General features: G+C 60.4%; 19 protein-coding genes. 11 read left to right on the top strand and 8 right to left on the bottom strand.

Going from position 1 to position 24,177, the window contains the following annotated elements; translation table 11 throughout:
• Positions 1–85: 85 nt before the first annotated feature.
• Genes FHX08_RS31150 through FHX08_RS31135 form a run of 4 tightly spaced genes read left to right on the top strand, consistent with a single transcriptional unit; the run spans position 86 to position 7,030 of the window.
• A complete protein-coding gene (locus FHX08_RS31150; protein ID WP_184328219.1) occupies positions 86–2,347 on the top strand; it encodes an Orn/Lys/Arg decarboxylase N-terminal domain-containing protein in 2,262 nt (753 codons plus the stop codon).
• The gene (gene speC, locus FHX08_RS31145; RefSeq protein WP_184328218.1) at positions 2,344–4,707 is read left to right on the top strand and encodes an ornithine decarboxylase; all 2,364 of its coding nucleotides are present in this window, start codon (positions 2,344–2,346) and stop codon (positions 4,705–4,707) included. The genes FHX08_RS31150 and speC overlap by 4 nt, the downstream gene beginning before the upstream one ends.
• 20 nt (positions 4,708–4,727) lie before the next feature.
• Positions 4,728–6,086 carry a putrescine-ornithine antiporter gene (gene potE / locus FHX08_RS31140; protein ID WP_184328217.1) on the top strand — a complete coding sequence of 453 codons (1,359 nt, stop codon included), beginning with the start codon at positions 4,728–4,730 and terminating at the stop codon, positions 6,084–6,086.
• Between the two features lie 17 nt (positions 6,087–6,103).
• On the top strand, positions 6,104–7,030 hold the full coding sequence (locus FHX08_RS31135; protein WP_184328216.1) for an amino acid ABC transporter substrate-binding protein: 927 nt from the start codon (positions 6,104–6,106) through the stop codon (positions 7,028–7,030).
• 529 nt (positions 7,031–7,559) lie between these two features.
• Here the strand turns inward: FHX08_RS31135 and FHX08_RS31130 are convergent.
• Positions 7,560–8,150 carry a hypothetical protein gene (locus tag FHX08_RS31130; RefSeq protein ID WP_184328215.1) on the bottom strand — a complete coding sequence of 197 codons (591 nt, stop codon included), beginning with the start codon at positions 8,148–8,150 and terminating at the stop codon, positions 7,560–7,562.
• 159 nt (positions 8,151–8,309) lie between these two features.
• A complete protein-coding gene (locus FHX08_RS31125) occupies positions 8,310–8,900 on the bottom strand; it encodes an SOS response-associated peptidase family protein (protein ID WP_132658207.1) in 591 nt (196 codons plus the stop codon).
• 178 nt (positions 8,901–9,078) lie between these two features.
• Between FHX08_RS31125 and FHX08_RS31120 the strand changes: the two genes are divergently transcribed.
• Entirely contained in the window at positions 9,079–9,573 is a 495-nt protein-coding gene (locus FHX08_RS31120) for an SOS response-associated peptidase family protein (protein ID WP_132658309.1), read from the top strand.
• Here the strand turns inward: FHX08_RS31120 and dinB are convergent.
• Both dinB and FHX08_RS31110 read right to left on the bottom strand, forming a co-directional pair.
• Positions 9,570–10,655: a DNA polymerase IV gene (gene dinB, locus FHX08_RS31115; RefSeq protein WP_132658209.1), complete on the bottom strand. Its 1,086-nt coding sequence runs from the start codon at positions 10,653–10,655 to the stop codon at positions 9,570–9,572. The two genes, FHX08_RS31120 and dinB, sit on opposite strands and share 4 nt — an antisense overlap.
• Positions 10,656–11,209: 554 nt before the next feature.
• Positions 11,210–11,467, bottom strand: a complete 258-nt coding sequence (locus FHX08_RS31110) for a hypothetical protein (protein ID WP_132658310.1) — start codon at positions 11,465–11,467, stop codon at positions 11,210–11,212.
• Between the two features lie 358 nt (positions 11,468–11,825).
• Between FHX08_RS31110 and FHX08_RS31105 the strand changes: the two genes are divergently transcribed.
• Together FHX08_RS31105 and ligD (FHX08_RS31100) are read left to right on the top strand one after the other, a co-directional pair.
• Positions 11,826–12,134 (top strand): hypothetical protein, encoded by a 309-nt coding sequence (locus FHX08_RS31105; RefSeq protein WP_132658211.1) that lies wholly within the window; start codon positions 11,826–11,828, stop codon positions 12,132–12,134.
• A gap of 2 nt (positions 12,135–12,136) precedes the next feature.
• Positions 12,137–14,773, top strand: a complete 2,637-nt coding sequence (gene ligD, locus FHX08_RS31100; protein WP_132658213.1) for a DNA ligase D — start codon at positions 12,137–12,139, stop codon at positions 14,771–14,773.
• Between the two features lie 119 nt (positions 14,774–14,892).
• Here the strand turns inward: ligD (FHX08_RS31100) and ligD (FHX08_RS31095) are convergent, their stop codons facing one another.
• The 3 genes from ligD (FHX08_RS31095) to FHX08_RS31085 are packed head-to-tail and all read right to left on the bottom strand — an operon-like array spanning position 14,893 to position 17,657.
• Positions 14,893–15,936 carry a non-homologous end-joining DNA ligase gene (ligD, locus tag FHX08_RS31095; RefSeq protein WP_132658215.1) on the bottom strand — a complete coding sequence of 348 codons (1,044 nt, stop codon included), beginning with the start codon at positions 15,934–15,936 and terminating at the stop codon, positions 14,893–14,895.
• Positions 15,933–16,742 (bottom strand): Ku protein, encoded by an 810-nt coding sequence (locus tag FHX08_RS31090; protein WP_184328214.1) that lies wholly within the window; start codon positions 16,740–16,742, stop codon positions 15,933–15,935. Before FHX08_RS31090 ends, ligD (FHX08_RS31095) begins: the two co-directional genes overlap by 4 nt.
• 15 nt (positions 16,743–16,757) lie before the next feature.
• Positions 16,758–17,657 (bottom strand): Ku protein, encoded by a 900-nt coding sequence (locus FHX08_RS31085; protein ID WP_184328213.1) that lies wholly within the window; start codon positions 17,655–17,657, stop codon positions 16,758–16,760.
• 198 nt (positions 17,658–17,855) lie between these two features.
• Here FHX08_RS31085 and FHX08_RS31080 point away from each other — a divergent pair, with 198 nt between their 5' ends.
• Entirely contained in the window at positions 17,856–18,032 is a 177-nt protein-coding gene (locus FHX08_RS31080) for a hypothetical protein (protein ID WP_132658221.1), read from the top strand.
• 167 nt (positions 18,033–18,199) lie between these two features.
• On the opposite strand, the gene FHX08_RS31075 is transcribed toward FHX08_RS31080, so the two are convergent.
• Entirely contained in the window at positions 18,200–18,487 is a 288-nt protein-coding gene (locus FHX08_RS31075) for a hypothetical protein (RefSeq protein ID WP_132658222.1), read from the bottom strand.
• 196 nt (positions 18,488–18,683) lie between these two features.
• Here FHX08_RS31075 and FHX08_RS31070 point away from each other — a divergent pair, with 196 nt between their 5' ends.
• Genes FHX08_RS31070 through FHX08_RS31060 form a run of 3 tightly spaced genes read left to right on the top strand, consistent with a single transcriptional unit; the run spans position 18,684 to position 24,125 of the window.
• Positions 18,684–19,439: an ImuA family protein gene (locus tag FHX08_RS31070; protein ID WP_132658224.1), complete on the top strand. Its 756-nt coding sequence runs from the start codon at positions 18,684–18,686 to the stop codon at positions 19,437–19,439.
• Positions 19,360–20,871 carry a DNA polymerase Y family protein gene (locus FHX08_RS31065; protein WP_132658226.1) on the top strand — a complete coding sequence of 504 codons (1,512 nt, stop codon included), beginning with the start codon at positions 19,360–19,362 and terminating at the stop codon, positions 20,869–20,871. The genes FHX08_RS31070 and FHX08_RS31065 overlap by 80 nt, the downstream gene beginning before the upstream one ends.
• Entirely contained in the window at positions 20,868–24,125 is a 3,258-nt protein-coding gene (locus FHX08_RS31060; RefSeq protein ID WP_184328212.1) for an error-prone DNA polymerase, read from the top strand. Before FHX08_RS31065 ends, FHX08_RS31060 begins: the two co-directional genes overlap by 4 nt.
• The last annotated feature ends 52 nt before the right edge of the window (positions 24,126–24,177 follow it).

The following is a 24,177-nucleotide window of genomic DNA, read 5'->3' as shown; positions in this document are numbered from 1 at the left end:
GAGCCGTCATATACGATCCTTCCCCTGAGATGCAGGCGGCTGCAGGGCGGCCGCAGCCTTTGACACCCCGGTTCTGGAGGAAGGCATGGAATTCCAGACGGCATTTCCTATCGCTGTTATCGATGAGGATTTTGACGGCAAGAGCGCTGCCGGGCGCGGTATGCGCGATCTGGCTTCCGCTATCGAGAAGGAGGGATTCCGGATCGTCTCCGGCGTGTCCTACGAGGATGCACGCCGTCTCGTGCATATCTTCAACACCGAATCCTGCTGGCTGGTTTCCGTCGACGGCACCGAGGACAAAGCGACGCGCTGGCAGGTGCTGGGAGAGGTTCTCGCTGCCAAACGGCGGAGAAACGACCGCATGCCGATTTTCCTCTTCGGGGACGATACGACCGCGGAAGATGTACCGGCCACAGTGCTTCGGCATGCCAATGCCTTCTTTCGGCTGTTTGAGGACAGCGCAGAATTCATGGCGCGCGCGATTGCGCAGACCGCCCGCAACTATCTCGACCGACTACCGCCGCCGATGTTCAAGGCCCTGATGGCTTACACGCTGGAAGGCGCCTATTCTTGGCACACGCCGGGCCACGGCGGCGGCGTCGCTTTCCGCAAGAGCCCGGTCGGTCAGCTCTTCTACACGTTCTTCGGCGAAAACACATTGCGCTCCGATATCTCTGTATCGGTCGGCAGCGTCGGTTCGCTTCTCGACCATGTGGGGCCGATCGCCGAGGGCGAGCGCAACGCGGCACGCATCTTCGGTACAGATGAGACCCTTTTCGTCGTCGGCGGCACGTCGACCGCCAACAAGATCGTCTGGCACGGCATGGTCGGGCGCGGCGATCTCGTGCTTTGCGACCGAAACTGCCACAAGTCGATCCTGCACTCGCTCATCATGACGGGCGCGACACCCATCTATCTGACGCCCTCGCGCAACGGGCTCGGCATTATCGGCCCGATCTCCAAGGATCAGTTCACGCCGGAATCGATCGCCGGCAAGATTGCCGCCAGCCCCTTTGCCGGGCAGACCAGCGGCAAAGTTCGGCTGATGGTCATCACCAACTCGACCTATGACGGGCTCTGCTACAATGTCGACGCCATCAAGGCGTCACTGGGGGATGCGGTCGAGGTGCTGCATTTCGACGAGGCCTGGTACGCCTATGCGAATTTTCACGAGTTCTACGACGGCTTCCACGGCATCTCGTCGAACCAGCCCGCGCGGTCGCAGAACGCCATTACCTTCGCCACGCACTCGACGCACAAGCTGCTGGCGGCGCTTTCGCAAGCATCGATGATCCATATCCAACATGCCGAGAACAAGCGTCTCGACATCACCCGCTTCAACGAAGCCTTCATGATGCACACCTCGACCTCGCCGCAATATGGCATCATCGCCTCCTGCGATGTCGCGGCCGCGATGATGGAGCAGCCGGCGGGCCGTGCGCTGGTGCAGGAGACGCTCGACGAGGCAATCAGCTTCCGCAGGGCGATGAATGCCGTCAGGGAACAGACAGAAGGCACCTGGTGGTTCGATGTCTGGGAACCGACGGTCGCTGAACAGACGCCGAGCGATACCCATGCCGACTGGGTTCTGAAGCCCGATGACGCCTGGCATGGTTTTACCGGGCTTGCCGAAAACCACGTCATGGTCGACCCGATCAAGGTGACCATCCTGTCGCCGGGCCTGTCGGCAAGCGGAGTGATGGACGAGCACGGGATACCGGCAGCGGTCATCACCAAGTTCCTGTCGTCACGGCGCATCGAGATCGAAAAGACCGGCCTCTATTCCTTCCTCGTTCTCTTCTCGATGGGCATTACCCGTGGCAAGTGGAGCACGCTCGTCACCGAGCTTCTCAATTTCAAGGATCTCTATGACGCCAATGCGCCATTGACCCGGGCGCTGCCGGCGCTCGCCGCAGCCCATCCGGAGGCCTATGGCGGCATGGGCCTGAAAGATCTCTGTGAGCAGATCCATGCGATCTATCGTAAGGACGATGTGCCGAAGGCGCAGCGCGAGATGTACACGGTGCTGCCTGAAATGGCCCTGCGTCCCGCCGATGCCTATGACCGGCTGGTAAAGGGCAAGATCGAAAGCGTCGAGATCGACAATCTCATGAACCGCACCCTTGCGGTGATGATCGTTCCCTATCCGCCGGGAATTCCCTTGATCATGCCGGGCGAGCGGATCACTCAGTCGACGAAGTCCATCCAGGATTACCTGCTTTACGCCCGCGACTTCGACAGCAAGTTCCCCGGTTTCGAAACCGATATTCACGGCCTTCGCTTCGCGCCCGGTGATGGCGGACGCCGTTACCTTGTCGATTGCATTGCAGGGGAGGGGCAGGAATGATCCCGCGTGATGTGAAGTCTCCGACGGTCGCCATACCCTTCCACAAGATGCTGAAGATCGTGGCGATCATCGACCGCGACAATTCTCAGGCACAGGCGCTGGTGTCACAGATCACCGCTGACGGATTCGAGGTGGAGTTGCGCGACGATTATTCCGCCGATGTCTCCGAGGATGCTGATGTCGGCGCCTATATCGGCTCGGTCGAGGGCGGCAAGCTGCCGGCGGCGCGCAGCTTCCTTCGTTCCGTCAGGGATCTTGGCTTTCGAACACCGATCTGGGCGATGGCGGATACGTTGACGATTGCGGATATGGATGTCGTCGAGATGGCCGGCGAGGTGGACGGCTTTGTCTATCTCGGCCAGCAGACGCCGACCTTCTATGCCAAGCAGATCGTCTCCAGTGCCGTCAATTACGGCAAATCGCTCTTGCCGCCATTCTTCGGCGGCATGATGGCTTATGACGGTGAGGCGAATATCGCCTTCGATTGCCCAGGGCACCAGGGCGGTCAGTTCTATCGCAAGTCGCCGGCCGGACAGCTCTTCTTCAAATATTTCGGCGAGAGCATTTTCCGCAACGATCTCTGCAACGCCGACGTCGATCTCGGCGATCTGCTGATCCATGAGGGCCCTGCCGTCGAAGCCCAGAAACAGGCAGCGCGCATCTTCGGCGCAGACCGCACCTACTTCATCCTGAACGGGACGAGCACGTCTAACAAGGTGGTCGCCAATGCGGTGCTGCGCAGCGGCGATCTCGTGCTCTTCGACCGCAACAATCACAAGTCTCTGCATCAGGGCGCACTCGTGCAGGCCGGCGCGATCCCGATCTATCTGCCGACCGCCCGCAATTCGTTCGGCATGATCGGCGCTGTCGACTGGGCAGCCTGGGACGAGGCCTGGCTGCGGCAAAAGATAGAGGAACACCCGCTCGTCACCGACAAAAGCCAGGCGCAGGCGGAAAGGCCTTTTCGCCTCGCCTGCATCCAGCTCGCGACCTATGACGGTACGATCTACAACGTCCGCCATGTGATGGAGAAGATCGGCCATCTCTGCGACTACGTGCTCTGGGATGAGGCTTGGATCGGCTACAACGCTTTCCACCCGCTTTTCGAGGGCCATAGCCCCATGCGTCTCAAGGACTTGCGGGGGGATATGCCTGGACTGTTCTCCACCCAGTCGGTCCACAAGCAGGGTGCCGGTTTCTCGCAGGCGTCGCAGATCCACAAGCGGGACGAACATATCAGCGGCCAGCGCCGGTTTATCGAGCACAAGCGCTTCAATGAATCGCTGTTGATGCATGTCTCGACCTCCCCCTTCTACCCGCTCTTCGCGTCGCTCGATGTCAATGCCAAGGTGCATGAGGGCAAGGCCGGCGAGATGCTCTGGGATCGTTGCATCGAACTCGGCATCGAGGTTCGTAAGAAGCTGCGCGGCTTCGTCGAGCACTACGAGAGCAAGGCGACGAGCGCCGAAGAACAATGGTTCTTCGATCCCTTCGTGCCGGACAAGGTTTCGGTCTCGGGCTCGAAGCACACTAGCGATCTCATCGACACCAGGTGGGAAGATGTGCCGACCGAGGTGCTGAAGCACGAGCAACAATGCTGGCGGTTCGATCCGGAGGCAAAATGGCATGGCTATTCGGGCTATGCGCCTGATTACACCATGGTCGATCCCAACAAACTCACGCTGCTGACGCCCGGCATCGACCGAAAGACGGGCGAATATCGCGAGTTCGGTATCCCCGCCACGGTCGTCGCCAACTATCTGCGCGAGCAGCGGGTGGTTCCGGAAAAATGCGACTTGAACAGCCTTCTCTTCCTGCTCACCCCCGCCGAGGACGAGAGCAAGCTGAATACGCTGGTCGCCAAACTCGTCAAGTTCAAGAACCTCTGGGATCGCGATGCGCCGCTGCAGGAAGTGCTGCCGACCGTCTTCGCGGCCAATCGCGAACGGTATGCCCGCTATACCGTCCGCCAAGCCTGCAGGGAGATGCACTCCTTCTATCGCGAAGCAGGGGTCAAGGAGCTGCAGCGTCTCTGCTTCCGCTCCGAGAGTTTTCCGAAGCCAGCGATGGCTCCCAAGCAGGCCTATGAATGGTTGGTCGCCAACAATGTCGACTATGTGCCGTTGGCGGAGGCCGCCGGCCGCGTTTCGGCGACGTTGGCGCTGATCTATCCGCCCGGCATCGGCGTGATCGTGCCCGGAGAACGCTGGGATGACCGGGCGCGGCCTATGCGGGACTATTTCCTCGCCTTCGAAGAATCCTTCAACCGGTTCCCGGGCTTCAACTATGAGGTCCAGGGCGTGTTCCAGGAGCGGATCGATGGGCGGATCAAATTCTACACATATGTCGTGCGCGAGTAGGGGGTAGGGAGGATTTCGTCATGACCGATAACACGATGCATCTCGCGGCCGAGACCACTGCCAAGAAGAAGATGAACCTGGTGCAACTCACCTTCATCGTCGCCGTCAACATGATGGGTTCAGGCATCATCATGCTTCCCGCCAACATGGCCCAGGTGGGCGCGATCTCGCTGCTGTCCTGGCTCGTGACCGCCGTCGGCTCGATGGCGATCGCCTATGGTTTTGCCCAGGCCGGCCTTTTCAACCAGCGCCCTGGTGGCATGTCCGCCTATGCGGAAGATGCCTATGGGAAAGACGGCTACTTTCTGGTGTTCTTCCTGTACTTCCTGTCGCTCGCGGTCGGCAATGTGGCAATCGGCATTTCGGCCGTTGGTTATCTCGCCGGCTTCTTTCCTGGCTTGACCTCGACCCCCATCATGACCTGCCTCGCGCTGATCATCCTTCTATGGCTGACGACGGCCGCCAATTTCGGCGGTCCGCGGATCACCGGTCGCATCGGCTCTATTACCGTCTGGGGCGTCATCTTGCCCGTCGGGCTGCTGTCGATTATCGGCTGGCTGTGGTTCAGCTCCAGCACATTCGCAGCCGCCTGGAATCCGAAAGGCCTGTCGCTTGCGCAGGGGATGGGATCAAGCATTTCGCTGACCCTCTGGGCCTTCCTTGGCATGGAGTCTGCAGCGCAGAATTCTGATGCCGTCGAAAATCCCAAACGTGACGTGCCGCTCGCCTGCATGTTCGGCACACTGGGCGCGGCTGTCATTTACATCCTGTCGACGACGGTCATTCAGGGCATCGTGCCGAATGCGGATCTCGCCACTTCGACGGGGCCGTTCGCGCTCGCCTATGCCACGATGTTCAATCCGACGATTGGTTCGATCATCATGGCGCTTGCGGTGCTCGCCTGCCTCGGCTCGTTGCTCGGCTGGCAATTCACCATTGCCCAGACGGCGAAGACCGCTGCCGACGAGCGGATGTTCCCTTCTATATTCTCGCGCGTGAACGAGATGGGAGCGCCTGTGCGCGGCATGATAATCCTCGGTATCGTGCAGACCTGCCTTGCCCTGATGACCATATCCCCGACGCTGAGCGAACAGTTCTCCGCGCTCGTCAACCTCGCTGTTGTCACCAACGTGCTGCCGTACATCATCGCGCTGTCGGCGCTGTTTGTCATGATGAAGGTCGCCCGTGTGCCTCCGGCTAAATACAACCTGAATGCGGCGATCGCGCTTGTCGGCATGGCCTATAGCGTCTTCGCAATCTACGCCTCCGGCAAGGATGCGGTGCTCGGCGGCATGATCGTGACAGGCATCGGTTTCATCATCTACGGCCTGATCGCGCCGCGTTTTTCGGGTGGCGCGAACCAGGCTCCGGCCGAATAACAGAGGGAGGACCAGATATGCCAAAGAGAAATGGTCACCGGGCGGTTATCGCCGCCTTCGCTCTCGCCGCCATGGCAGCATCCGCGCTCATCGCGCCCGCGCAAGCCCAGACGCTCGATCGCGTCAGGACGAACAGTGCACTGAAGCTCGGCTACGATCCGGAAGCCAGGCCATTCTCCTTCAATGCCGAGCAGGGCAGGCCGGATGGATATGCCGTGGCGCTGTGCGACAAGATCGCCGATAGCTTGAGGGCACAGCTGAACCTGCCGAAGCTCGATGTGGAATGGGTGCCTCTTCCAGGCGATGCCAAGGTGAATGCGATCGAAAGCGGCGCGGCCGATCTTGTCTGCGGCGCAGAGCCGGTGACGTTGACGCGTCGCCAGCAGGTCTCCTTCTCCATCCCGATCTTCCCGAGCGGCACCGGCGCGCTGCTCAGTACCAACTCTCCGCTGGCGCTGCGGGAAGTGCTGCAATATGGCGAGCCGACTAGCCGTCCCGTCTGGCGCGGTTCGCCGGCTCGCACGATCCTAGAACATAAGACGTTCTCTTCGATCGCCGGAACCACGAGCGAAAGCTGGCTGACCGATAGGATCAAGACCTTCCAGCTCGCGGCGACCGCCATGCCGGTCAACACCTATCAGCAAGGTATAGAGCGTGTGCTGGACGGCAGTTCGGCAGTGCTTTTCGGTGATATGCCGATCCTCATGGATGCTGCCGCCCGCAGCGATAATTCCGGCAATCTCATCGTCCTACAGCGCCATTTCACCTACGAACCGCTCGGTCTCGAGTTGGCACGTGGCGATGAGGACTTCCGTCTGGCTGTCGACCGTGCATTAAGCGAGACCTATGCCGCGCAGGACTTCCGAACCTTCTTCACGACGTGGTTTGGACCGCCGGACGAGGCAACGGTGTCGTTTTTCCGGCAGACAGCCCTGCCGGAGTAGGTGCCCGCGGTCTGCGTCGCTGCGCGTTGCCCCGACGCTCAAACGATGCTCTTTAGGCTGAAGACGATTGCTCAATTCCCGCCCCTCCGGTGCAGCTCTTCAATAGACATGTCCGACATCGTGCAGGACTTCCTCGCGCGGTCGAAGCGATGACGGAGCGGGCGGGAGATGGCACCGCGACCACATCATATGAAGAGGGATTACTCGGTGCTCCAGCTCAGACAGGTGCTTGTCGTGATGCGATGAGTTGCGCATCCGACGCGGGGCCAAGTCTGGGGGCCACTCCAACCGTAGCAATCTGAGGGCATCGCTCTAGATCTTCGTTGGCTCCTTCGTCGCCTTCATCTCTGACCGTCGGCACCGGCGAAGTCGCGTCGGCGACCATTCTCAAGGTTAGGCAGAAAATGAGTACGTCTGGCGAACGCAGGGGACCATCGTGGCGCCTGCTCAGTGCGTTGGTAAGCAATATGGCTCGACCCACAGTTCCCGGCACCATGCCGCCTGCACGGGGAGTTCGCGTTCTGTCGTTTCACACTGCCAGAAGTCGCTGGCGACGTACGACATGCTTTGCAGCGATGGCCCAGTCGGTGGGTTTCATGAAGATTTTGTCGTTGCGGTAGAATGGCGGGAGGAGCCTGTCGTCGGATCCGGTGACGAAGGCGAAGGGGATGTGTCGCATCTTCAAGACTGCCGCGACCGAATAGACCATTTCACCTGACAGATTGACATCAAGCAATGCGCCATCGAGGCCATGTTCGTGTTCGGCGATGTCGAGTGCCGCGGAAACGGAGGAAACTGACAGAACTTCGGCTCCGAGCGAATTCAACCGCTGTCTGGCATCCGCCGCGACGTGGTAATCATCTTCCGCAAGCAGGAACCGATAACCTCCGAGAGCCGATTGGAGCGAGAACTTCTTGTGCGCAACGAGGCGACAAAGCGCTTCCAGACGCTCCGGGCATACCAGGCCGCGCCGATACATTTTCATGACGCAGCTCGCAAGTGCGGCCCTGTTACCCGCGCCGGGCGAGAACCATGGTTCCGAGCTGATCTTCGTGAAGACCTGCCGCATCACCTGCACGTCATAGTGAGAAAAAATGCCGTGAGCCAAAGCAACTGTCATGGCGACCTCGTCTCGTTTTGGAACGCAAGGGCATGTTTTCAACTTGACAGCCGCGAATCAAGCTCGCTTCGTCAAGAACGTGGCTTTGGACTCTTACCGTACAAACTATCGTTTTCCGCGAAAGATCGCACCTGGGGCCGTGGTGCAGGCGCCCGCAACCTAGCCGACCTGCTCCACCGATAACGTCCCCGGTTGAAGCGGCTTGATCAAAGAGGTCGCCGACACAGTCGGATCGAGCCACTCTGCCCATGCGTCACGCTCGAGGATGACGATCTGGCGATCGTGGTAGGGCAGGATGTCCGGTCCCGGCTCCATCGTCAGCATCGTGAAAGCCTGACCCACATCCGGCGTATCGCGCCAGATGCCGGCGATGCAGAAGATCGGCTCGCCCTTCTTCGTGAACAGCCACTTGTCCTTGCGCTTCTTTTTTGGGTCTTTCGGATCCGTGAACTCGTAGAAGCCATCGGCGACGATCAGGCAGCGATTGGACGTGAACTCCCGTCCCTCAGAGCGGAAATTATAGACCGGCCGCTTGTTCGGCCCCGGCCAACTCCAGCGTCGCTGCACGAGCTCTGTCTCATCGCGGGCTCCGCCGATCGTGCGGATGATAGGGCCGAAGTCTGTGATCTTGATATCCTCGCGCGCCTGGAGGTTCGGTATGCCTTCATCGAACCGGATCCTGATCTTGAGATCGGCGAAGTCCTTTGCGATCGACGCGGTATCGACCATCAATCGGTAATCATTGCACATGGTTCCTCCCTTCGAGGCATCGATCGGTAACGGCGAGCCGCTGCAGGTGCAATATATGGTCGGATCGCGCGCTCGCCAGCGCAACAAGGAGATCTTCGGCCTCCACCCTCGGCAGACGGAAGGCCCAAGCAAGAGCTCGATCTTGTCCGCTGATTGCGTTCCTGGTATGTTCTTGGATATGAATGCGACCGTTTTTCAGTCCGATGCCCCTCTCGACAAGCGCCGGATCGTCGTCAGGCGCAACGGCAGCGATGTGGAGATGGTGGAACTGCCGTGGGGGCTACGAGCCCGCGATGGCCGTGCCCGCGCCGTCAGTGTCGTCCGATCCGAAGGCCGACGGTTCCCGACCCATCGCTGCCTGGTGCCAGCGTCCGAGTTTCGTCACAAGAACTTCAGTTTTTCGCTCGCCGATGGCGACTGGTTCTATTTCGCGGGGATCTGGCGGCCTGCTGCAGAAGATTGGCCTGAGGGCTTTGCGATCCTGACGATCGAGGCAAATCCTGATCTCGCGCCTTACCAAGACCGCCAGATGGCGGTGCTCAGACGGGATCAAAGGATGGCATGGCTCGATGGAAGGGTGCCGGAGGACGAAATCCTGCGCCCGCTACCTGAGGGGACGTTCCGTGTCAAAGATACTTCACGCGCGTCCGATCAGCCGGCGCTGGCAAGCTAGAGCGCCAGTCGCAATTGTGGCTCCGCCTCCGCAGCGCGTTCCAGCGAGGACAAGGTGACGCCGAGCAGGCGGATGCCCTTGCGCGGCGGGAAGATTGGTGCGAGCAGCAGATCGACGATTTCGTCGAGGTCGCCGATCACCGACAGAGGTGCGGAAACCGTCTTGCTGCGGGTGATCTGGTTGAAGTCGGCATATTTGACCTTGAGCGTCACCGTCTTAGCACCGATCCGGTTGGCCTCGCAGTAACCCCAGACCTTTTCGATCAGTGGCTGGAGCCCTTGGCGGGCCAGCTCATAGGCATGAAGGTCCTCGGAGAACGTATCTTCGGCGCCTACCGATTTGCGCACCCGGTCCGGCTTGACCTGGCGCTCGTCAATGCCGCGGGCGATGCCAAAGAAATAGGGTCCGGACTTGCCGAAATTCTGGACAAGGAATTCGAGCGTCTTCTCCTTAAGATCAGCGCCGGTATTAATCCCGAGCCGGCGCATCTTTTCGGCCGTCGCCGGACCCACGCCATGAAACTTCTTGACGGGGAGGGCTTCGACGAAGACCGGCCCGTCTCTCGGTGTGATGACAGCCTGGCCGTTCGGCTTGTTGAGGTCGCTTGCCATCTTGGCGAGGAACTTGTTGTAGGAAATACCGGCCGACGCGTTGAGCCCGGTCACCTGTTTGATCTTGGCCCGAATTTCCGACGCTATCTCGGTGGCGACTGCCATGCCTTTGAGATTTTGCGTGACATCGAGATAGGCCTCGTCGAGCGAGAGCGGCTCGATAAGCGGCGTATATTCGGCAAAGATATCTCGGATCTGCTGCGACACTGTCTTGTAGACGTCGAAGCGCGGCGGCACGAAGATCAGCTCGGGACATTTGCGCTTGGCCGTCACCGACGGCATGGCCGAGTGAACGCCGAAGGCGCGAGCCTCGTAGCTTGCCGCCGCCACCACGCCGCGTGCAGCCGATCCGCCGACGGCGATCGGCTTGCCGCGCAGCTCCGGATTATCGCGTTGCTCGACCGATGCGTAAAATGCATCCATGTCAACATGGACGATTTTCCGGACGGGAAAGGAGCTTACGTTCTGCATTCCAACTTCACGGATTGCGATGGATCGGCTGCAAAAAAATCACGTTGAAACAAAGAGAGAACATAGCAGGGTTCGGGGCGATATCAACGCTTTAATAAGCGCGTGACTGAGGAGCGACCATGAGCCGCCGAAGACGTCGTCGCGCGAGAACATGGCCAGGGACGATGCTGACGAGGAACTGATGACGGCGGGGCCAGCGTTCGGTAGTCTATCGCGTTGTCACCGCTAAACTAAAGATCGGTTGGAGAAAGCGAACGAAGCCGCGCACGACGCCCTCGAATGGGATCGGCGGTTGCGCAAAGCCAAAACGCAAGGTCGCGCCTTGCTCGCTTGCAGACTGAGGAACAAGGTCGGCACCACTCGGTCCGGTCGGGTCCGGTAGATCGGCCGCGAGCCGAGGATAATATCCAACAGCTAGATGCGTTGGTACTGGTCTACCCGGCAGGCTGGCGGCGATAGCGCGCCAGCGCCCGTGCCGCGGAGGGGCTTGGGTCATCTGGGGACAATCCTATAGCGGCCAGCATCAGGAGGCGGGCCTCATGACGCAGCATAGCTTAGTCCCAGAGAAAATCCGGCCCGGTTGTCTGATAGGTCAGCCGCAAGGTCCCGTCAGGCTGAACCACATACCGTTCGAAGACACGGTACCCGAACTGCCCGAGAAAGGTGTTTTTGACGATCGTCCCAGGCTTGTAACGAGAATGGACGACTTTTCCGCCGTAAGTCAGGCTCCCCGGTAAAGGAGTGGGACCCGGTCGCGCTGTGGCCTCTGGCGTGCTGCAGCCGATGACCAATGTAGCGACAAGGAGGATCATCGCACTTGTTGTTGAATGCTTCACCGCCGAGATCCTTGATTAATGACAGACTGTTGTGGTGATCAAACGCATCTTCTCCTTCAACGAACTGCCGGGTAAGGCCGGTGCGGGTACCATCGCCAAATGGCGAGGATTTGCTCTTCAACCGACAGTTCCATGAACTTCGCCTGATGATGAAAGTTCCCGAGCGGGACCGCACGCGCACGCAGTTTGAGGGTACGTCACCAACCTCCGGTCGCTGCGACACCTGCCAAGGCGGAAGTTCAGCAATTTCCGTGGGTATCGAGCTCTGAGAAGCGAAACCACCAGCCGCCAGACGCGTTGTGATGCTTTAGAGAACGTTATCAGGAGAGAGCCAATGGGCGACGACAGCACGACGACAATCCGAGCCACGTTCGAAACACGGGAAGCGACCGATATTGCGGTCGAGCATCTGGTTCAGCAGTATGGCATCTCGCGCCCTGACATCTTCATCGAGCCCGCCGCCGGCCGCAATTCCGCCGGCTTGGTGCCCTCGGGGGGCGACGCCTCGCATGAGGAGGGCGCACGTCGCGATGCGCCGCTCAAAGGCGAGATCGAGGTTTCGGCGGACGTCAAACGCAGCCAGGTCGGCGCTGTCGAGCGTTGTCTTGAGGAGGCCGGCGCCCTGCGGGTATCGAGCCGCTGAGCATGGCCGATAATCTGTCGAAATACCGCGCCAAACGCGATTTTCAAAAGACCAGCGAACCGAGCGGTGAAACGCAGGTCAGGCCCTCGAACCGCCGGCGGTTCGTGATCCAGAAGCACGATGCGACGCGGCTTCACTACGACCTGAGGCTTGAGCTCGACGGCGTGTTCAAATCCTGGGCGGTGACCAAAGGACCATCACTCGATCCGCATGACAAGCGGCTCGCCGTCGAGGTCGAGGATCACCCACTCGACTACGGTGACTTCGAGGGCACGATCCCCAAGGGCCAGTATGGCGGCGGTACGGTCATGCTCTGGGATCGCGGCTATTGGGAGCCGGAAGGCAGGAAGTCGCCGCAGGAGGCTTTGAGGAAAGGCGATTTCAAGTTCACGCTCGAGGGCAAGCGGCTGCATGGCAGTTTCGTCCTGGTCAGGATGCACGGCGATCGGGACGGCGGCAAGCGGACGAACTGGCTGCTGATCAAGCATCACGACGATTATTCCGTCGACGAAAACGGCGCCGCAGTCTTGGAGGAGAACGCGACCTCTGTCGCCTCCGGCCGCACCATGGACCAAATCGCCAACGGCAAGGGCCGCAAGCCAAGCCCGTTCATGATGGCGAACGCGGATGTCGAGGCCGACGCCGTCTGGGACAGCACGCACGGCCTGGCGGCGGCCGAGCGCAAGAAGCGACCGCGCAAGGATGTCGCGACGTCCACCGCTGCCGATCTGCCGGATTTCATCGATCCGCAACTATGCGAAAGGCTTGATCGGCCGCCCGCCGGCGACGATTGGCTGCACGAGATCAAGTTCGACGGTTACCGTATCCAGATGCGGGTCGCCGATGGAGCGGCGACGCTGAAGACGCGCAAGGGCCTCGACTGGACCGGAAAATATCCCGAAATTGCCGCTGCGGCCGCCGATCTTCCCGACTGCATCATCGACGGCGAGATCTGCGCGCTCGACGAAAACGGCGCACCCGATTTTGCCGCGCTTCAAGCTGCTCTATCTGAAGGCAAGACCGCCGATCTCGTCTATTTCGCGTTCGACTTGCTTTTCGACGGCGGCGAGGACTTGCGGCCGATGCGCCTTATCGAGCGCAAGGAACGGCTCCAAAACCTTATCGACGCCGCGGACGGCGATCCGCGCATCCGCTATGTCGAACATTTCGAATCCGGCGGCGATGCCGTGCTTCGTTCAGCCTGCAAGCTGCATCTCGAGGGCGTTGTCTCCAAGCAAATGGATGCACCCTATCAATCCGGCCGCACCGACACCTGGGCAAAGTCAAAATGCAGGGCCGGCCATGAAGTGGTGATCGGCGGTTACGCCAAGACCAATGGCAAGTTTCGGTCTCTGCTGGTCGGCGTCCATCGTGGCGATCACTTCGTCTATGTCGGTCGCGTCGGGACCGGCTACGGCGCCAGGAAGGTCGAGACTCTGCTTGCGAAACTGGAGGCGCTTGAGACGGGAAAATCGCCCTTCACCGGTATCGGGGCGCCGAAGAAGCAGGCTGAAGTGGTCTGGGTGAAACCGGAGCTGGTCGCTGAAATCGAATTCGAAGGCTGGACGGCAGACGGCCTCGTGCGACAGGCTGCCTTCAAGGGCCTGCGCGAGGATAAGCCGGCGAAAGAGGTCGAGGCCGAAAAACCTGCATCGCCTGCTCAGACCGATACGGCCGGACCTGCCCGCACGGTCAAGAGCAAGTCTGCCCGCCGCAAGGGCGCTAAGGCCGAAGTCATGGGCGTTCTGATTTCCAATCCCGATAAGCAGCTCTGGCCGGACGCCGGCGACGGCGAGCCCGTCACCAAGGAAGACCTAGCCCGCTATCATGAAGCGGTCGGCGCCTGGCTGATCGAGCATATCAGGGGCCGGCCGTGTTCGATCATTCGGGCGCCGGACGGTATCGGCGGAGAGCAGTTTTTTCAACGCCACGCAATGCTTGGCACCTCCAACCTTCTGGAATTGGTGAAGGTCTTCGGGGATAAGAAGCCTTACTTGCAGATCGATCGGATCGAAGGACTCGCAGCCATCGCCCAGATCGGCGGGATCGAACTACATCCTTGGAATTGCGAGCCCGGCAAGCCGGAAGTGCCCGGCAGGCTCGTGTTCGACCTCGATCCCGGACCTGATGTTCCGTTTTCGACCGTGGTGGCGGCGGCCCGCGAAATGCGCGATCGGCTCGACGAGCTCGGTCTGGTCAGCTTCTGCAAGACCACTGGCGGCAAGGGATTGCATGTTGTGACCCCGCTCGCCGTCAGCAAACGAAAACCATTGTCCTGGGCCGAAGCCAAGGGCTTTGCACACGACGTCTGTCAGGAGATGGCGCGCGACAACCCCGACCTCTATCTGATCAAGATGACCAAGAGCCTTCGAGGCGGCAGGATCTTCCTCGATTATCTGCGCAATGATCGCATGGCGACAGCCGTCGCACCACTCTCGCCGCGCGCGCGTCCGGGCGCCACCATATCGATGCCGCTCACCTGGACGCAGGTGAAATCCAACCTCGACCCGAAACAGTTCACCTTACGTAGCGTGCCGGCGCTTCTTGCTAAAACATCCGCCTGGCAGGACTATTGTGACGGCGAGCGGCCGCTGGAGCAGGCGATCAAGCGCTTGGCCAAAGGACGACGCGCCGCATGATCTGGCAAGCGCAGCTTGCAGGCGATGTCTGATGGACGAAGCAACAGAAGAGACATCCAAACCACGGCAGCCGACCGAGGGAGCGGCGACCGATCTGCCTTTTATGTCAGGCCTTTTAGTCAGGCGGCCGGCTTCTCGTTGAGATCGAAGACGGCGGCGTTGTCCTGTACCTCGCGCAATCCCTTATAGGATGCATGACGTAAGTTACCGTCATCGGTCCAGCCGCGGAACTCGATTTCGGCGATCAACGTCGGCTCGGCAAAGACGAGGTTCTTGCCCTTGAGCGCGACTGCCGGTCGACTGGTTCTCAGTTTGTCGAGCAGCGTGCGCAGCTCCTCGGCATTCTTGGCATCGAACCCCGTGCCGACCGAGCCGACATAGATCCATTCATCGCCGTTGCGGGCGGCCAGAAGCAGACTGCCGATGCCACCGCGCGCCACTTTTGATTGCTCATAGCCGACGACCATGAAGCTCTCGCTCTGGACACATTTGATCTTCAGCCAGTCACCGGTGCGGCCGGAGCGATAAGGCCGCTCCCGGTGCTTGGCGATGATGCCCTCGAGCCCCATTGAGCAGGCATTCGCCAGAAGCTCGGCGCCATCGCCGGGCACTTCCTCCGAAAGCTGGATGGCGCCGGTGGCCCCGTCCAGAAAGTCCTCAAGCAGGTGCCGTCGGACGGAGAGCTCCGTTTTCGTCAGATCGTGACCATCGAAATAAAGAAGATCAAAGGCGAAGAACACTGATTCCATGGAGGCGCGCTTTCCGCCCCGACCGCCGAGCGAACGCTGTAGTGCGCCAAAATTCGAACGGCCCTCCTTGTCGAGAACGACCGCCTCGCCGTCCAGGATCGCCGTTGCGACGCCGAGCTTCTTGGCTTCCTCGGCGATCACCGGGAACCGATGCGTCCAGTCGTGCCCCCCGCGGGTAATGATCCGCACGCCCTTTGGTTCGATGTGGACGGCGAGCCGGTAGCCATCCCATTTCATCTCGAAGGCCCAATCCGGACCTCGCGGCGGGATTTTCTTCAAGAGCGCCAGGCAAGGCTCAATTCGCTCCGGCATAGGATCGAAGGGAAGATTGGGTTGCGTCGGGTCGCGGGAACGGGCCGGCTTCGACTTGAGAACCTGGTCGTCCTGGAGAAGCGGTTTGACGCGGCGGCTCATCTGCCCGCCCGCTTCTCGGCCGCAACCGATTTCTTCAGCGCATCCATAATATTGACGACGTTGTTGGCTGGTGACGACGGCTGAGGTTTCGCTTTTGTTTTGGCAGGCTTTTTCAATGTCTTCTTCTTGGCGGCAATGATGTCGAGCAGCCGCTCCTGGACGGGATCGGCAACCATTTTCGGGGTCCAGTCCTTCGTCTGTTTTGTGATCAGCTGTTGAATAAGCGGCATCAGCTCCGGCTCCGCCTTTTCGTCGCCGATAGCCTCGAAATAGGCGTCCTCGTCGCGGACCTCGTCTCCGTAGCGCAGCGTCCACAAGACGATGCCCTTGCCGCGTGGCTCGAGCATGACGGCGCGTTCGCGCCGCGAGATGACGAGCCTGGATATTCCGACCATGTCCTGCGCCTTCATGGCATCTCTAATGACCGAAAACGCTTCCTGACCGACCGGATCGTTCGGCGAGAGATAATAGGGCGCGTCCAGCCAGATCCAGTCGATGCTGTCGCGCGCGGTGAAGGTGGAAATATCGATTGTCTTCGTGCTTTCCAGCGCGACATTCTCGAGCTCCTCGTCTTCGAGAATGACGTATTCGTTCTCTCCGCGCTGGTAGCCCTTGACCTCGTCCTCTTCCGTGACGTCCTTGCCTGTCACGGAATCGACGTAATGGCTGACGACGCGGTTCTGGGTCTGACGGTTGAGCGTATGGAAACGGACTTTGTCACTCTCCGACGTGGCCGGCATCATCTGCACCGGGCAGGTAACGAGGGAGAGTTTGAGATAGCCTCGCCAGTAGGGACGTAGAGCCATGGCGGCGTCCTCCGATCAGCCGGCGCGACGGGCCGGCGTTGCCGCTGTCTGCTTGGATTTTACAGCGCGTTTTGCAGCTTTTGAGCGGCCGGCGCCGCGGTTGGCATTGGCGGCGGTACGCTTCGGCTTGGCGCCCTCCGCTGCGATCCCGGCACTCTCGCGCAGGGCCTGCAAGAGATCGCGGGGCTTGGACGCAACCGGTGCCTTCTTCTTCGGCAGTGCGCGGCCCTCGATCTTGGCTTTTACCAGCTCGGCAACGGCCGCCTCATAGCGATCGTCGAACGCACTGGCGTCGAAGCTGCCCTTCTTCGTGCCTATGATATGTTCGGCAAGCTCGAGCATCTCTCCTTCGATTTTGAGGTCCGGCATGTCTTCGAATGCCTTTTCCGACGAACGGACCTCGTAGTCGAAGTTCAGGGTCGAGGCGATCAGCCCCTTGCCATGCGGCCGGATGAGAACGGTGCGCATCCGGCGAAAGAGCACGGTGCGGGCGATACCGGCCACATGTTCCTGTTTCATGCCATCCCGCAGGAGAATGAAAGCATCCTCGCCCATCTTGTCGGGCGCCAGATAGTAGGGCTTGTCGAAGTAGGTCGTGTCGATCTGCGAGCAGGGAATGAAAGCTTCGATCCTCAGGGTCTTGTCACTTTCAGGCACCGCGGCTGCGACCTCCTCTGGCTCGAGAACGATATATTGGCCGTTTTCGACCTCATAGCCTTTGACCTGGTCCTCGCGCTCCACCGGATCTCCGGTCTCGCCGTCGACAAATTCCCGCTTGACCCGATTGCCCGTTTTTCGATTGAGGGTGTTGAAGGCGATGCGTTCGGATGAGGATGCAGCCGTGTAGAGCGCTACCGGACAGGAGACCTCTCCGAACTTGATATAGCCTTTCCAACTCGCTCTTGGCCCTGCCATTGCCTGACACTCCTGACGCAACTCAAGCGATTCAAGCGAATCGGCATCCAATTGTTCCGAGCCAAAACGAATCATTTTTCAATGACTTAACCGGGCGCCAATGCGCGCGTTGCGAGTCCCCTTTAAAGCGATGATTCCAATGCATCTTTTTTCCGCTGCGCGCGTTTTCGAAGGAGACAACCTGAAAGGAGTCCCTCTATGAGCAAGCGTGAACTGATCGATACGGGAAGCGATAAACGCTACGTTCGACGCGACCACAACGGCAGGTTCAAGGAGAGCGTCGACGTCTCAAGGTCGCTCTCGGCAGATGCACGTCATGCCGCAGAACACGAGGCCAAATCCGGGCAGGGCGACAAGGGCGACCGCAAGCGCTGACCTCGGCAGGCTGGCTACCACAGGCCGGAGGGCGTCGATCGCCTTCCTGCTTTCATCGATGAATGCTGCCGGCGGAACTGCTGCGGGTAAGAGAGAAGAAACGACGCTAGGGCCTCTTTTGTTTTCCATTGCGCCGCGTCCCGCAGCACGTTCCGGAAGCGACAATGTTATTCGATGTCGTCCATGTCGGCTGTCCCCAGTGACATTCCTGCGGCGATCAGACCTGGAAACCGCGTCTGGCACCGGTCGATCCCGTCTCGGGCAACCATTCTCGGACAACCCATCGAGATGCGTCTTCGAAGCTGCACGAAGCTGAGGCTCGCTCCGTATTGCTTGACCAACGCCTGGCGGTCGAGTTCGGCGCGGCGATCGCATGCGGGGCATTCGACGGCAATGGTCGGGCTGCGGAATTCGCGCAGCGTCAGAACCTGGCTATTTTTTCTTATGGATGACATTTTCTGCGTGCTGTGGATCTGTAGGCTTCTCTTGTTTGATTTGAAAGGACTTTTGGCGGCCAATCTGGTGTGGGTTGTCGCTGAATAGGAATATCCACCCGCTAGATGCGCGTTGACTCACATTCACAACAGGAACAAATAAGGAACATATGCGCTTTTGCGCAATTAGGAAACCTGAATCTGATGATGAGCGGCCATGGCTCAGGCGAGCGCAAATCCTGTCATTTCCGAGCTGAGGGAGCGGATTCGACATCTCGAAAGAGACGAAGGACGCGAGCAGCCTGTCCTACCGTTCGGCGTCCCGGAGATCGACCAGGCCCTGCCTCGGGGCGGGCTGGTCTGCGGTGCCCTGCACGAGTTCGCGGGTGGCGGGGCCGGCACGGTGGATGGCGCGGCCGCCGCTTTGATGGTGGCCGGAATAGCGGCGCGCACGAAGGGCAAAGTGCTTTGGTGTCTGACGAGGCCCGACCTATTTTTTCCGGCGGTCTCGCAGGCCGGCCTGCACCCCGATCGGGTCATCTTCTGCGAAAGCGATCGCGAGGAGGGCGTTCTGGCATCGATGGAAGAAGGCCTGGCGTTCGGGGGGCTCGGCGCCGTGATCGGAGAACTGGTGCGATTGCCGATGACCGCGTCGCGCCGCCTGCATCTGGCCGCCGAGAAGACCGGCACGATGGCGATCGCCCTCAGGAGGTGGCGAAGACAGTCCGAGGCCTCTGACTACGGTCAGCCGACGGCATCCACCACGAGATGGCGTATCAGCGTTCTGCCCTCCGAGCCGTTACCCGTCTCCGGAGTAGGCCGCGCCAGATGGCTGGCCGAATTGATGCGCGTGAAAGCAGGCGAGTGTGCTGAGTTCGAAATAGGAGCCTGTGATGCCAAGGGTCGTATCTGTTTACTTCCCGTTTCTGCCGACAGATCGGATCAGACGTCATGGCGACGCCGTTCCGGCTGACCAGCCTCTGGTGGTGATCTCGAAAAGCGGATCGAAACGCTGGATTTCGGCTGCAGATAGAAACGCCCGAAAGCTCGGTCTCCATATCGGCATGCCGGCGAGCAAGGCGCAGGCGATGGTCTCCAACCTCGCCGTCGTGGAGGCCGATCCGATCGCAGACGCTGCTGTGATCGAGCGCCTGGCACTGTGGGCGCTTCGACAATACAGCCCAGTGGTCTCGGTGGACGGAACCGACGGAATCGTCATGGACACGGAAGGGGCTGACCATCTCCAGGGTGGCGAGGAACGCCTGATGTCCGGGCTGGTGAACATGCTCCGCGCGCGGGGCCTCACCGCAAGGGTAGCCGTCGCAGATACATGGGGTGCGGCCCATGCACTCGCCCGCCTGACATCGGCCGAGACAACGGTCGTTCCTGTAGGCGGTATTGCCGAAGCGGTGGTCGCATTGCCGATCCACTGCCTGCGGCTTTCGCCAGAACAGGTCAGCGGATTAAGGGCAATGGGTATCGAAACTGTGGGCGAACTCTCGGCTCTGCCGCGGGCTCCGCTGGCACTGCGCTTCGGCCCGGAGCCGGGAAGGCGGCTCGACCAGTTGTTCGGCAGAGTCGCCGAACCGATCGAGCCGTTGCGCACGCCCGAGTTGGTCGAGGTGTCGCGCAATTTTCAGGAACCGATCGGGGCTGCGCAAACCATTGCAAAATACGTCCGCCGCCTCGTGAACCAACTGACGACGAAGCTGGAAGCGCGTGGTCTAGGTGTCAGGCGCTCCGATCTGGTCATCCATCGCGTCGATAACACCCGGCAATGTCTCCGCGCCGGACTTGCCAAGCCGGTCCGTGATCCTGACCGTCTCTCCAGACTGCTCTGCGACCGCATCGAGAAGATCGATCCGGGCTACGGCATCGAGCGGATGGTCCTCGTCGCGATCATGGCAGAACCCCTCGAAGAAAAGCAGATCGCCTCGTCCCTCATCGACGAGCCGGTCGTCGACGTCACGCCGCTGGTCGATATTCTCGGCAATCGCGGCCAGTGCCTCTATCGGGTCACTCCCGTCGCCTCCGACGTTCCCGAACGCTCCGTCGCCCGCATCGGGCCAACCGTTGAGGAAACGGGGGCGGCGTGGGCCGCCAAATGGCCGAGACCATCACGTCTCCTGCCATATCCGGAGGAGATCGAGGTTATCGCGGTCCTGCCGGACCAGCCGCCGGCAGTTTTCACCTGGAGGGGTAAGCGTCGCCGTGTGAAGCGGGCCGATGGACCCGAGCGGATATTCGGCGAATGGTGGACCACGCCGTTGGAGATGCGGGCCGTCCGCGACTACTTCGTCGTGGAAGACGAAACGGGCGAGCGATACTGGGTCTTCCGCGCCGGTGACGGCGTCGATGTGACCACGGGCTCGCACAAATGGTTTCTCCATGGGGTCTTCGCATGACATACGCCGAACTCCAGGTGACGACGCATTTCAGCTTTCTCAGGGGCGCAAGTTCGCCCGAGGAGCTGTTCGCGACCGCTGCTGCATACGGCATCGACGCGATCGGCATCGTCGACCGCAACAGTCTCGCGGGTATCGTCCGCGCTTGGGAGGCAGCCAAAACGACGGGCGTTCGGCTCGTCGTCGGATGCCGTCTCGACCTCAGGGAGGGAATGTCGCTTCTGGTCTACCCGACGGACCGCCCGGCCTATTCCCGACTGACCCGATTGCTCTCGCTCGGCAAAAGTCGCGGCGGCAAGGGCAAGTGCATCCTCGATATCACCGACGTCGAAGTCTACAATGAAGGGCTTCTGGCTATCCTGGTGCCCGATGAGGCAGACGACAGCTATGCGGGTCAGCTTCGCAAGCTTGCCGCCATCTTTGGCGATCGCGCCTACGTCTCCCTTTGCCTTCGCCGCCGGCCGAACGATCGCTTGAGATTGCACAATCTGTCGAACATGGCAGCACGTCATCAAGTGAAGACCGTCGTCACCAACGACGTCATGTTTCATGAGCCCGGACGGCGGCAGTTGCAGGATGTCGTCACCTGCATCCGACACGGCACGACTATCGACGACGTCGGCTTCGACCGCGAACGGCATGCCGACAGGTTCCTAAAGGCGCCGGAGGAAATGCATCGGCTTTTTTTTGACTATCCCGAGGCCTTGGCGCGCACGCGTGAGATCGTCGATCGCTGTCGTTTCGATCTCGGCCAATTGCAATACCAATATCCCGACGAAGCCATTGTGCCGGGCCTCGATGCGCAGCAATCGCTGGTGAAGTTTGCGTGGGAAGGGGCGGCCGAGCGCTATCCGGAAGGCGTTCCGCGAAAGGTCAGGAAGGCAATCCTTCACGAGCTGGACCTGATCCGGGAGATGAAATACGCCCCATATTTCCTGACCGTTTTCAATATTGTCAGATATGCGCGTTCGCAGGGAATTCTGTGCCAAGGACGCGGCTCGGCCGCGAATTCGGCCGTCTGCTATTGCCTGGGCATCACATCGATCAATCCCGAGACGTCCGACCTGTTGTTCGAACGCTTCGTATCACGCGAACGCGACGAGCCGCCCGATATCGACGTCGATTTCGAGCACAATCGCCGCGAGGAGGTGATCCAGTGGATTTATGAGACCTACGGTCGTTCCCGGGCGGCGCTGGTCTGCACGGTCACCCGCTATCGCACCAAAGGGGCTCTGAAGGACGTGGGCAAGGCGTTGGGCTTGCCGCAAGACCTTATCGAACAACTGTCCTCGGGCGTCTGGGGCTGGTCGGAAGGCGTGGGCGAGCGGCAGCTCAAGGAGAACAATCTCAACGCAGCCGACTATCGCTTGCGTCTCGCCCTCGAACTGTCCTCGCAGCTGATGGGGGCTCCGCGCCACCTCGGACAACATCCTGGCGGTTTCGTACTGACCCAGGATCGCTTGGATGACCTGGTGCCGATCGAGCCGGCTGCCATGGACGATCGACAAGTCGTCGAATGGGATAAGGACGATCTCGAGGCGTTGAAATTCATGAAAATGGACGTTCTCGGGCTTGGCATGCTGAGCTGCATGTCCAGAGCCTTCGAGCTCCTTGCCGAACACAAGGCGCTACCGATGGGGCTTGCCGACGTCCCACAGGAAGAGGCGCAGACCTATGCGATGATCCGCAAAGCCGACACGCTCGGGACGTTTCAGGTGGAATCCAGAGCCCAGATGGCGATGCTGCCTCGCCTGAAACCCAGAACCTTCTATGATCTGGTAATCCAGGTGGCGATCGTCCGCCCCGGCCCGATCCAGGGCGATATGGTTCACCCGTATCTGCGCCGACGCGAGGGCAAGGAAGAGGTGGTCTACCCAACGCCAGAGCTCGAGGCGGTGCTGAAGAAGACCCTCGGCGTTCCCCTTTTTCAGGAAAGCGCCATGAAGGTCGCCATGGTGTGCGCCGGCTTTACCGCTGGCGAAGCCGACCAGCTGCGGAAATCGATGGCGACGTTCAAATTCACGGGCGGGGTCTCGAAGTTCAAAGACAAGCTGATCACCGGAATGATCAACAACGGCTATACACCGGACTTCGCAGAGGAGACGTTCGGCCAGCTCGAAGGATTCGGCTCCTACGGTTTCCCAGAAAGCCATGCCGCCAGCTTTGCGTTGATCGCTTACGCGTCCTGCTGGGTGAAATGCCATCATCCGGATGCCTTCTGCACGGCGCTGCTCAACAGCCAGCCGATGGGCTTCTACGCACCCGCCCAGATCGTGCAAGATGCCCGAAAACACGGTGTTGAAATCCGGCCCGTCTGCGTCAACCGGTCCCGCTGGGACTGCACGATGGAGCCGATCGAGGGCACCGACCGCTTTGCCGTCCGATTAGGGATGCGGATGGTCAAAGGGCTGGCGACGAATGATGCCGCCAGGATCGTCATAGCCCGCGCCGACCAGCCATTCGTGTCGGTCGATGACATGTGGCGCAGGTCTGATGTCCCGGTCGCAGCTCTTGAGAAGCTGGCCGAAGCCGATGCGTTCCTGCCGTCGTTGAAGCTCGAGCGCCGGCAGGCGCAATGGGATATCAGGGCGCTGCGCGATGAGCCGCTGGAACTATGGGCAGCGGCGGCCGAGCGCGAATTAAGGACGATCCCGGAGATGCAGGAACCGCAAGTGACCTTGAAATCTATGACATATGGCCGAGAGGTCGTCGAGGACTACACGCATACGGGTTTGTCGCTGAGGCAGCATCCGGTCAGTTTTTTGCGCCGTGAACTGGCGAAGAAGGACATCGTGACCTGTTCGGAGGCGATGAGCCAGCGGGACGGCAGATGGCTGATGACGGCCGGACTTGTTCTCGTCAGGCAGCGCCCAGGATCGGCCAAGGGCGTCATGTTCCTAACGCTTGAAGACGAGACCGGCACCGTCAACGCAGTCGTGTGGCCATCGTTGTTCGAGCGTCAGCGGCGGATACTGATGGGCGCAAGCATGATGGCGATCAACGGCAAGATCCAACGGGAAGGCGAGGTCGTTCACCTTGTCGCCCAGAGGCTGTTCGACCTGTCTTCAAATCTCGCGGGAATAGGAGCGGGGGAACGTGAGTTCCAATTGCCGCATGGACGGGGTGACCAGGTCAAGCATGGTGGCGGGCCAGACACGCGGGATAATCCGAAGCCGGCAATGCAGGCGAGGAATATCTATATTCCCGATCTGCACATCGATACGCTCAAGGTGAAGTCGAGAAACTTTCACTAGGCCGGAAAACCCCAGAGCGGTCATTGCAGCAGCCTTAAACTCCCTTGCGCAT

The sequence above is a fragment of the Rhizobium sp. BK529 genome (genome assembly GCF_014194105.1).
In the GTDB taxonomy this organism is placed as follows: Bacteria; Pseudomonadota; Alphaproteobacteria; order Rhizobiales; family Rhizobiaceae; genus Rhizobium.
This window is presented reverse-complemented; position numbering and strand designations above follow the sequence as displayed.

Excerpts from the sequence above, each read along its gene's own strand:
- FHX08_RS31150 (WP_184328219.1), top strand. The coding sequence starts at position 86 with ATGGAATTCCAGACGGCATTTCCTATCGCTGTTATCGATGAGGATTTT.
- speC (WP_184328218.1), top strand. The coding sequence starts at position 2,344 with ATGATCCCGCGTGATGTGAAGTCTCCGACGGTCGCCATACCCTTCCAC.
- potE (WP_184328217.1), top strand. The coding sequence starts at position 4,728 with ATGACCGATAACACGATGCATCTCGCGGCCGAGACCACTGCCAAGAAG.
- FHX08_RS31135 (WP_184328216.1), top strand. The coding sequence starts at position 6,104 with ATGCCAAAGAGAAATGGTCACCGGGCGGTTATCGCCGCCTTCGCTCTC.
- FHX08_RS31130 (WP_184328215.1), bottom strand. The coding sequence starts at position 8,150 with ATGACAGTTGCTTTGGCTCACGGCATTTTTTCTCACTATGACGTGCAG.
- FHX08_RS31125 (WP_132658207.1), bottom strand. The coding sequence starts at position 8,900 with ATGTGCAATGATTACCGATTGATGGTCGATACCGCGTCGATCGCAAAG.
- FHX08_RS31120 (WP_132658309.1), top strand. The coding sequence starts at position 9,079 with ATGAATGCGACCGTTTTTCAGTCCGATGCCCCTCTCGACAAGCGCCGG.
- dinB (WP_132658209.1), bottom strand. The coding sequence starts at position 10,655 with ATGCAGAACGTAAGCTCCTTTCCCGTCCGGAAAATCGTCCATGTTGAC.
- FHX08_RS31110 (WP_132658310.1), bottom strand. The coding sequence starts at position 11,467 with ATGATCCTCCTTGTCGCTACATTGGTCATCGGCTGCAGCACGCCAGAG.
- FHX08_RS31105 (WP_132658211.1), top strand. The coding sequence starts at position 11,826 with ATGGGCGACGACAGCACGACGACAATCCGAGCCACGTTCGAAACACGG.
- ligD (WP_132658213.1), top strand. The coding sequence starts at position 12,137 with ATGGCCGATAATCTGTCGAAATACCGCGCCAAACGCGATTTTCAAAAG.
- ligD (WP_132658215.1), bottom strand. The coding sequence starts at position 15,936 with ATGAGCCGCCGCGTCAAACCGCTTCTCCAGGACGACCAGGTTCTCAAG.
- FHX08_RS31090 (WP_184328214.1), bottom strand. The coding sequence starts at position 16,742 with ATGGCTCTACGTCCCTACTGGCGAGGCTATCTCAAACTCTCCCTCGTT.
- FHX08_RS31085 (WP_184328213.1), bottom strand. The coding sequence starts at position 17,657 with ATGGCAGGGCCAAGAGCGAGTTGGAAAGGCTATATCAAGTTCGGAGAG.
- FHX08_RS31080 (WP_132658221.1), top strand. The coding sequence starts at position 17,856 with ATGAGCAAGCGTGAACTGATCGATACGGGAAGCGATAAACGCTACGTT.
- FHX08_RS31075 (WP_132658222.1), bottom strand. The coding sequence starts at position 18,487 with ATGTCATCCATAAGAAAAAATAGCCAGGTTCTGACGCTGCGCGAATTC.
- FHX08_RS31070 (WP_132658224.1), top strand. The coding sequence starts at position 18,684 with ATGGCTCAGGCGAGCGCAAATCCTGTCATTTCCGAGCTGAGGGAGCGG.
- FHX08_RS31065 (WP_132658226.1), top strand. The coding sequence starts at position 19,360 with ATGCCAAGGGTCGTATCTGTTTACTTCCCGTTTCTGCCGACAGATCGG.
- FHX08_RS31060 (WP_184328212.1), top strand. The coding sequence starts at position 20,868 with ATGACATACGCCGAACTCCAGGTGACGACGCATTTCAGCTTTCTCAGG.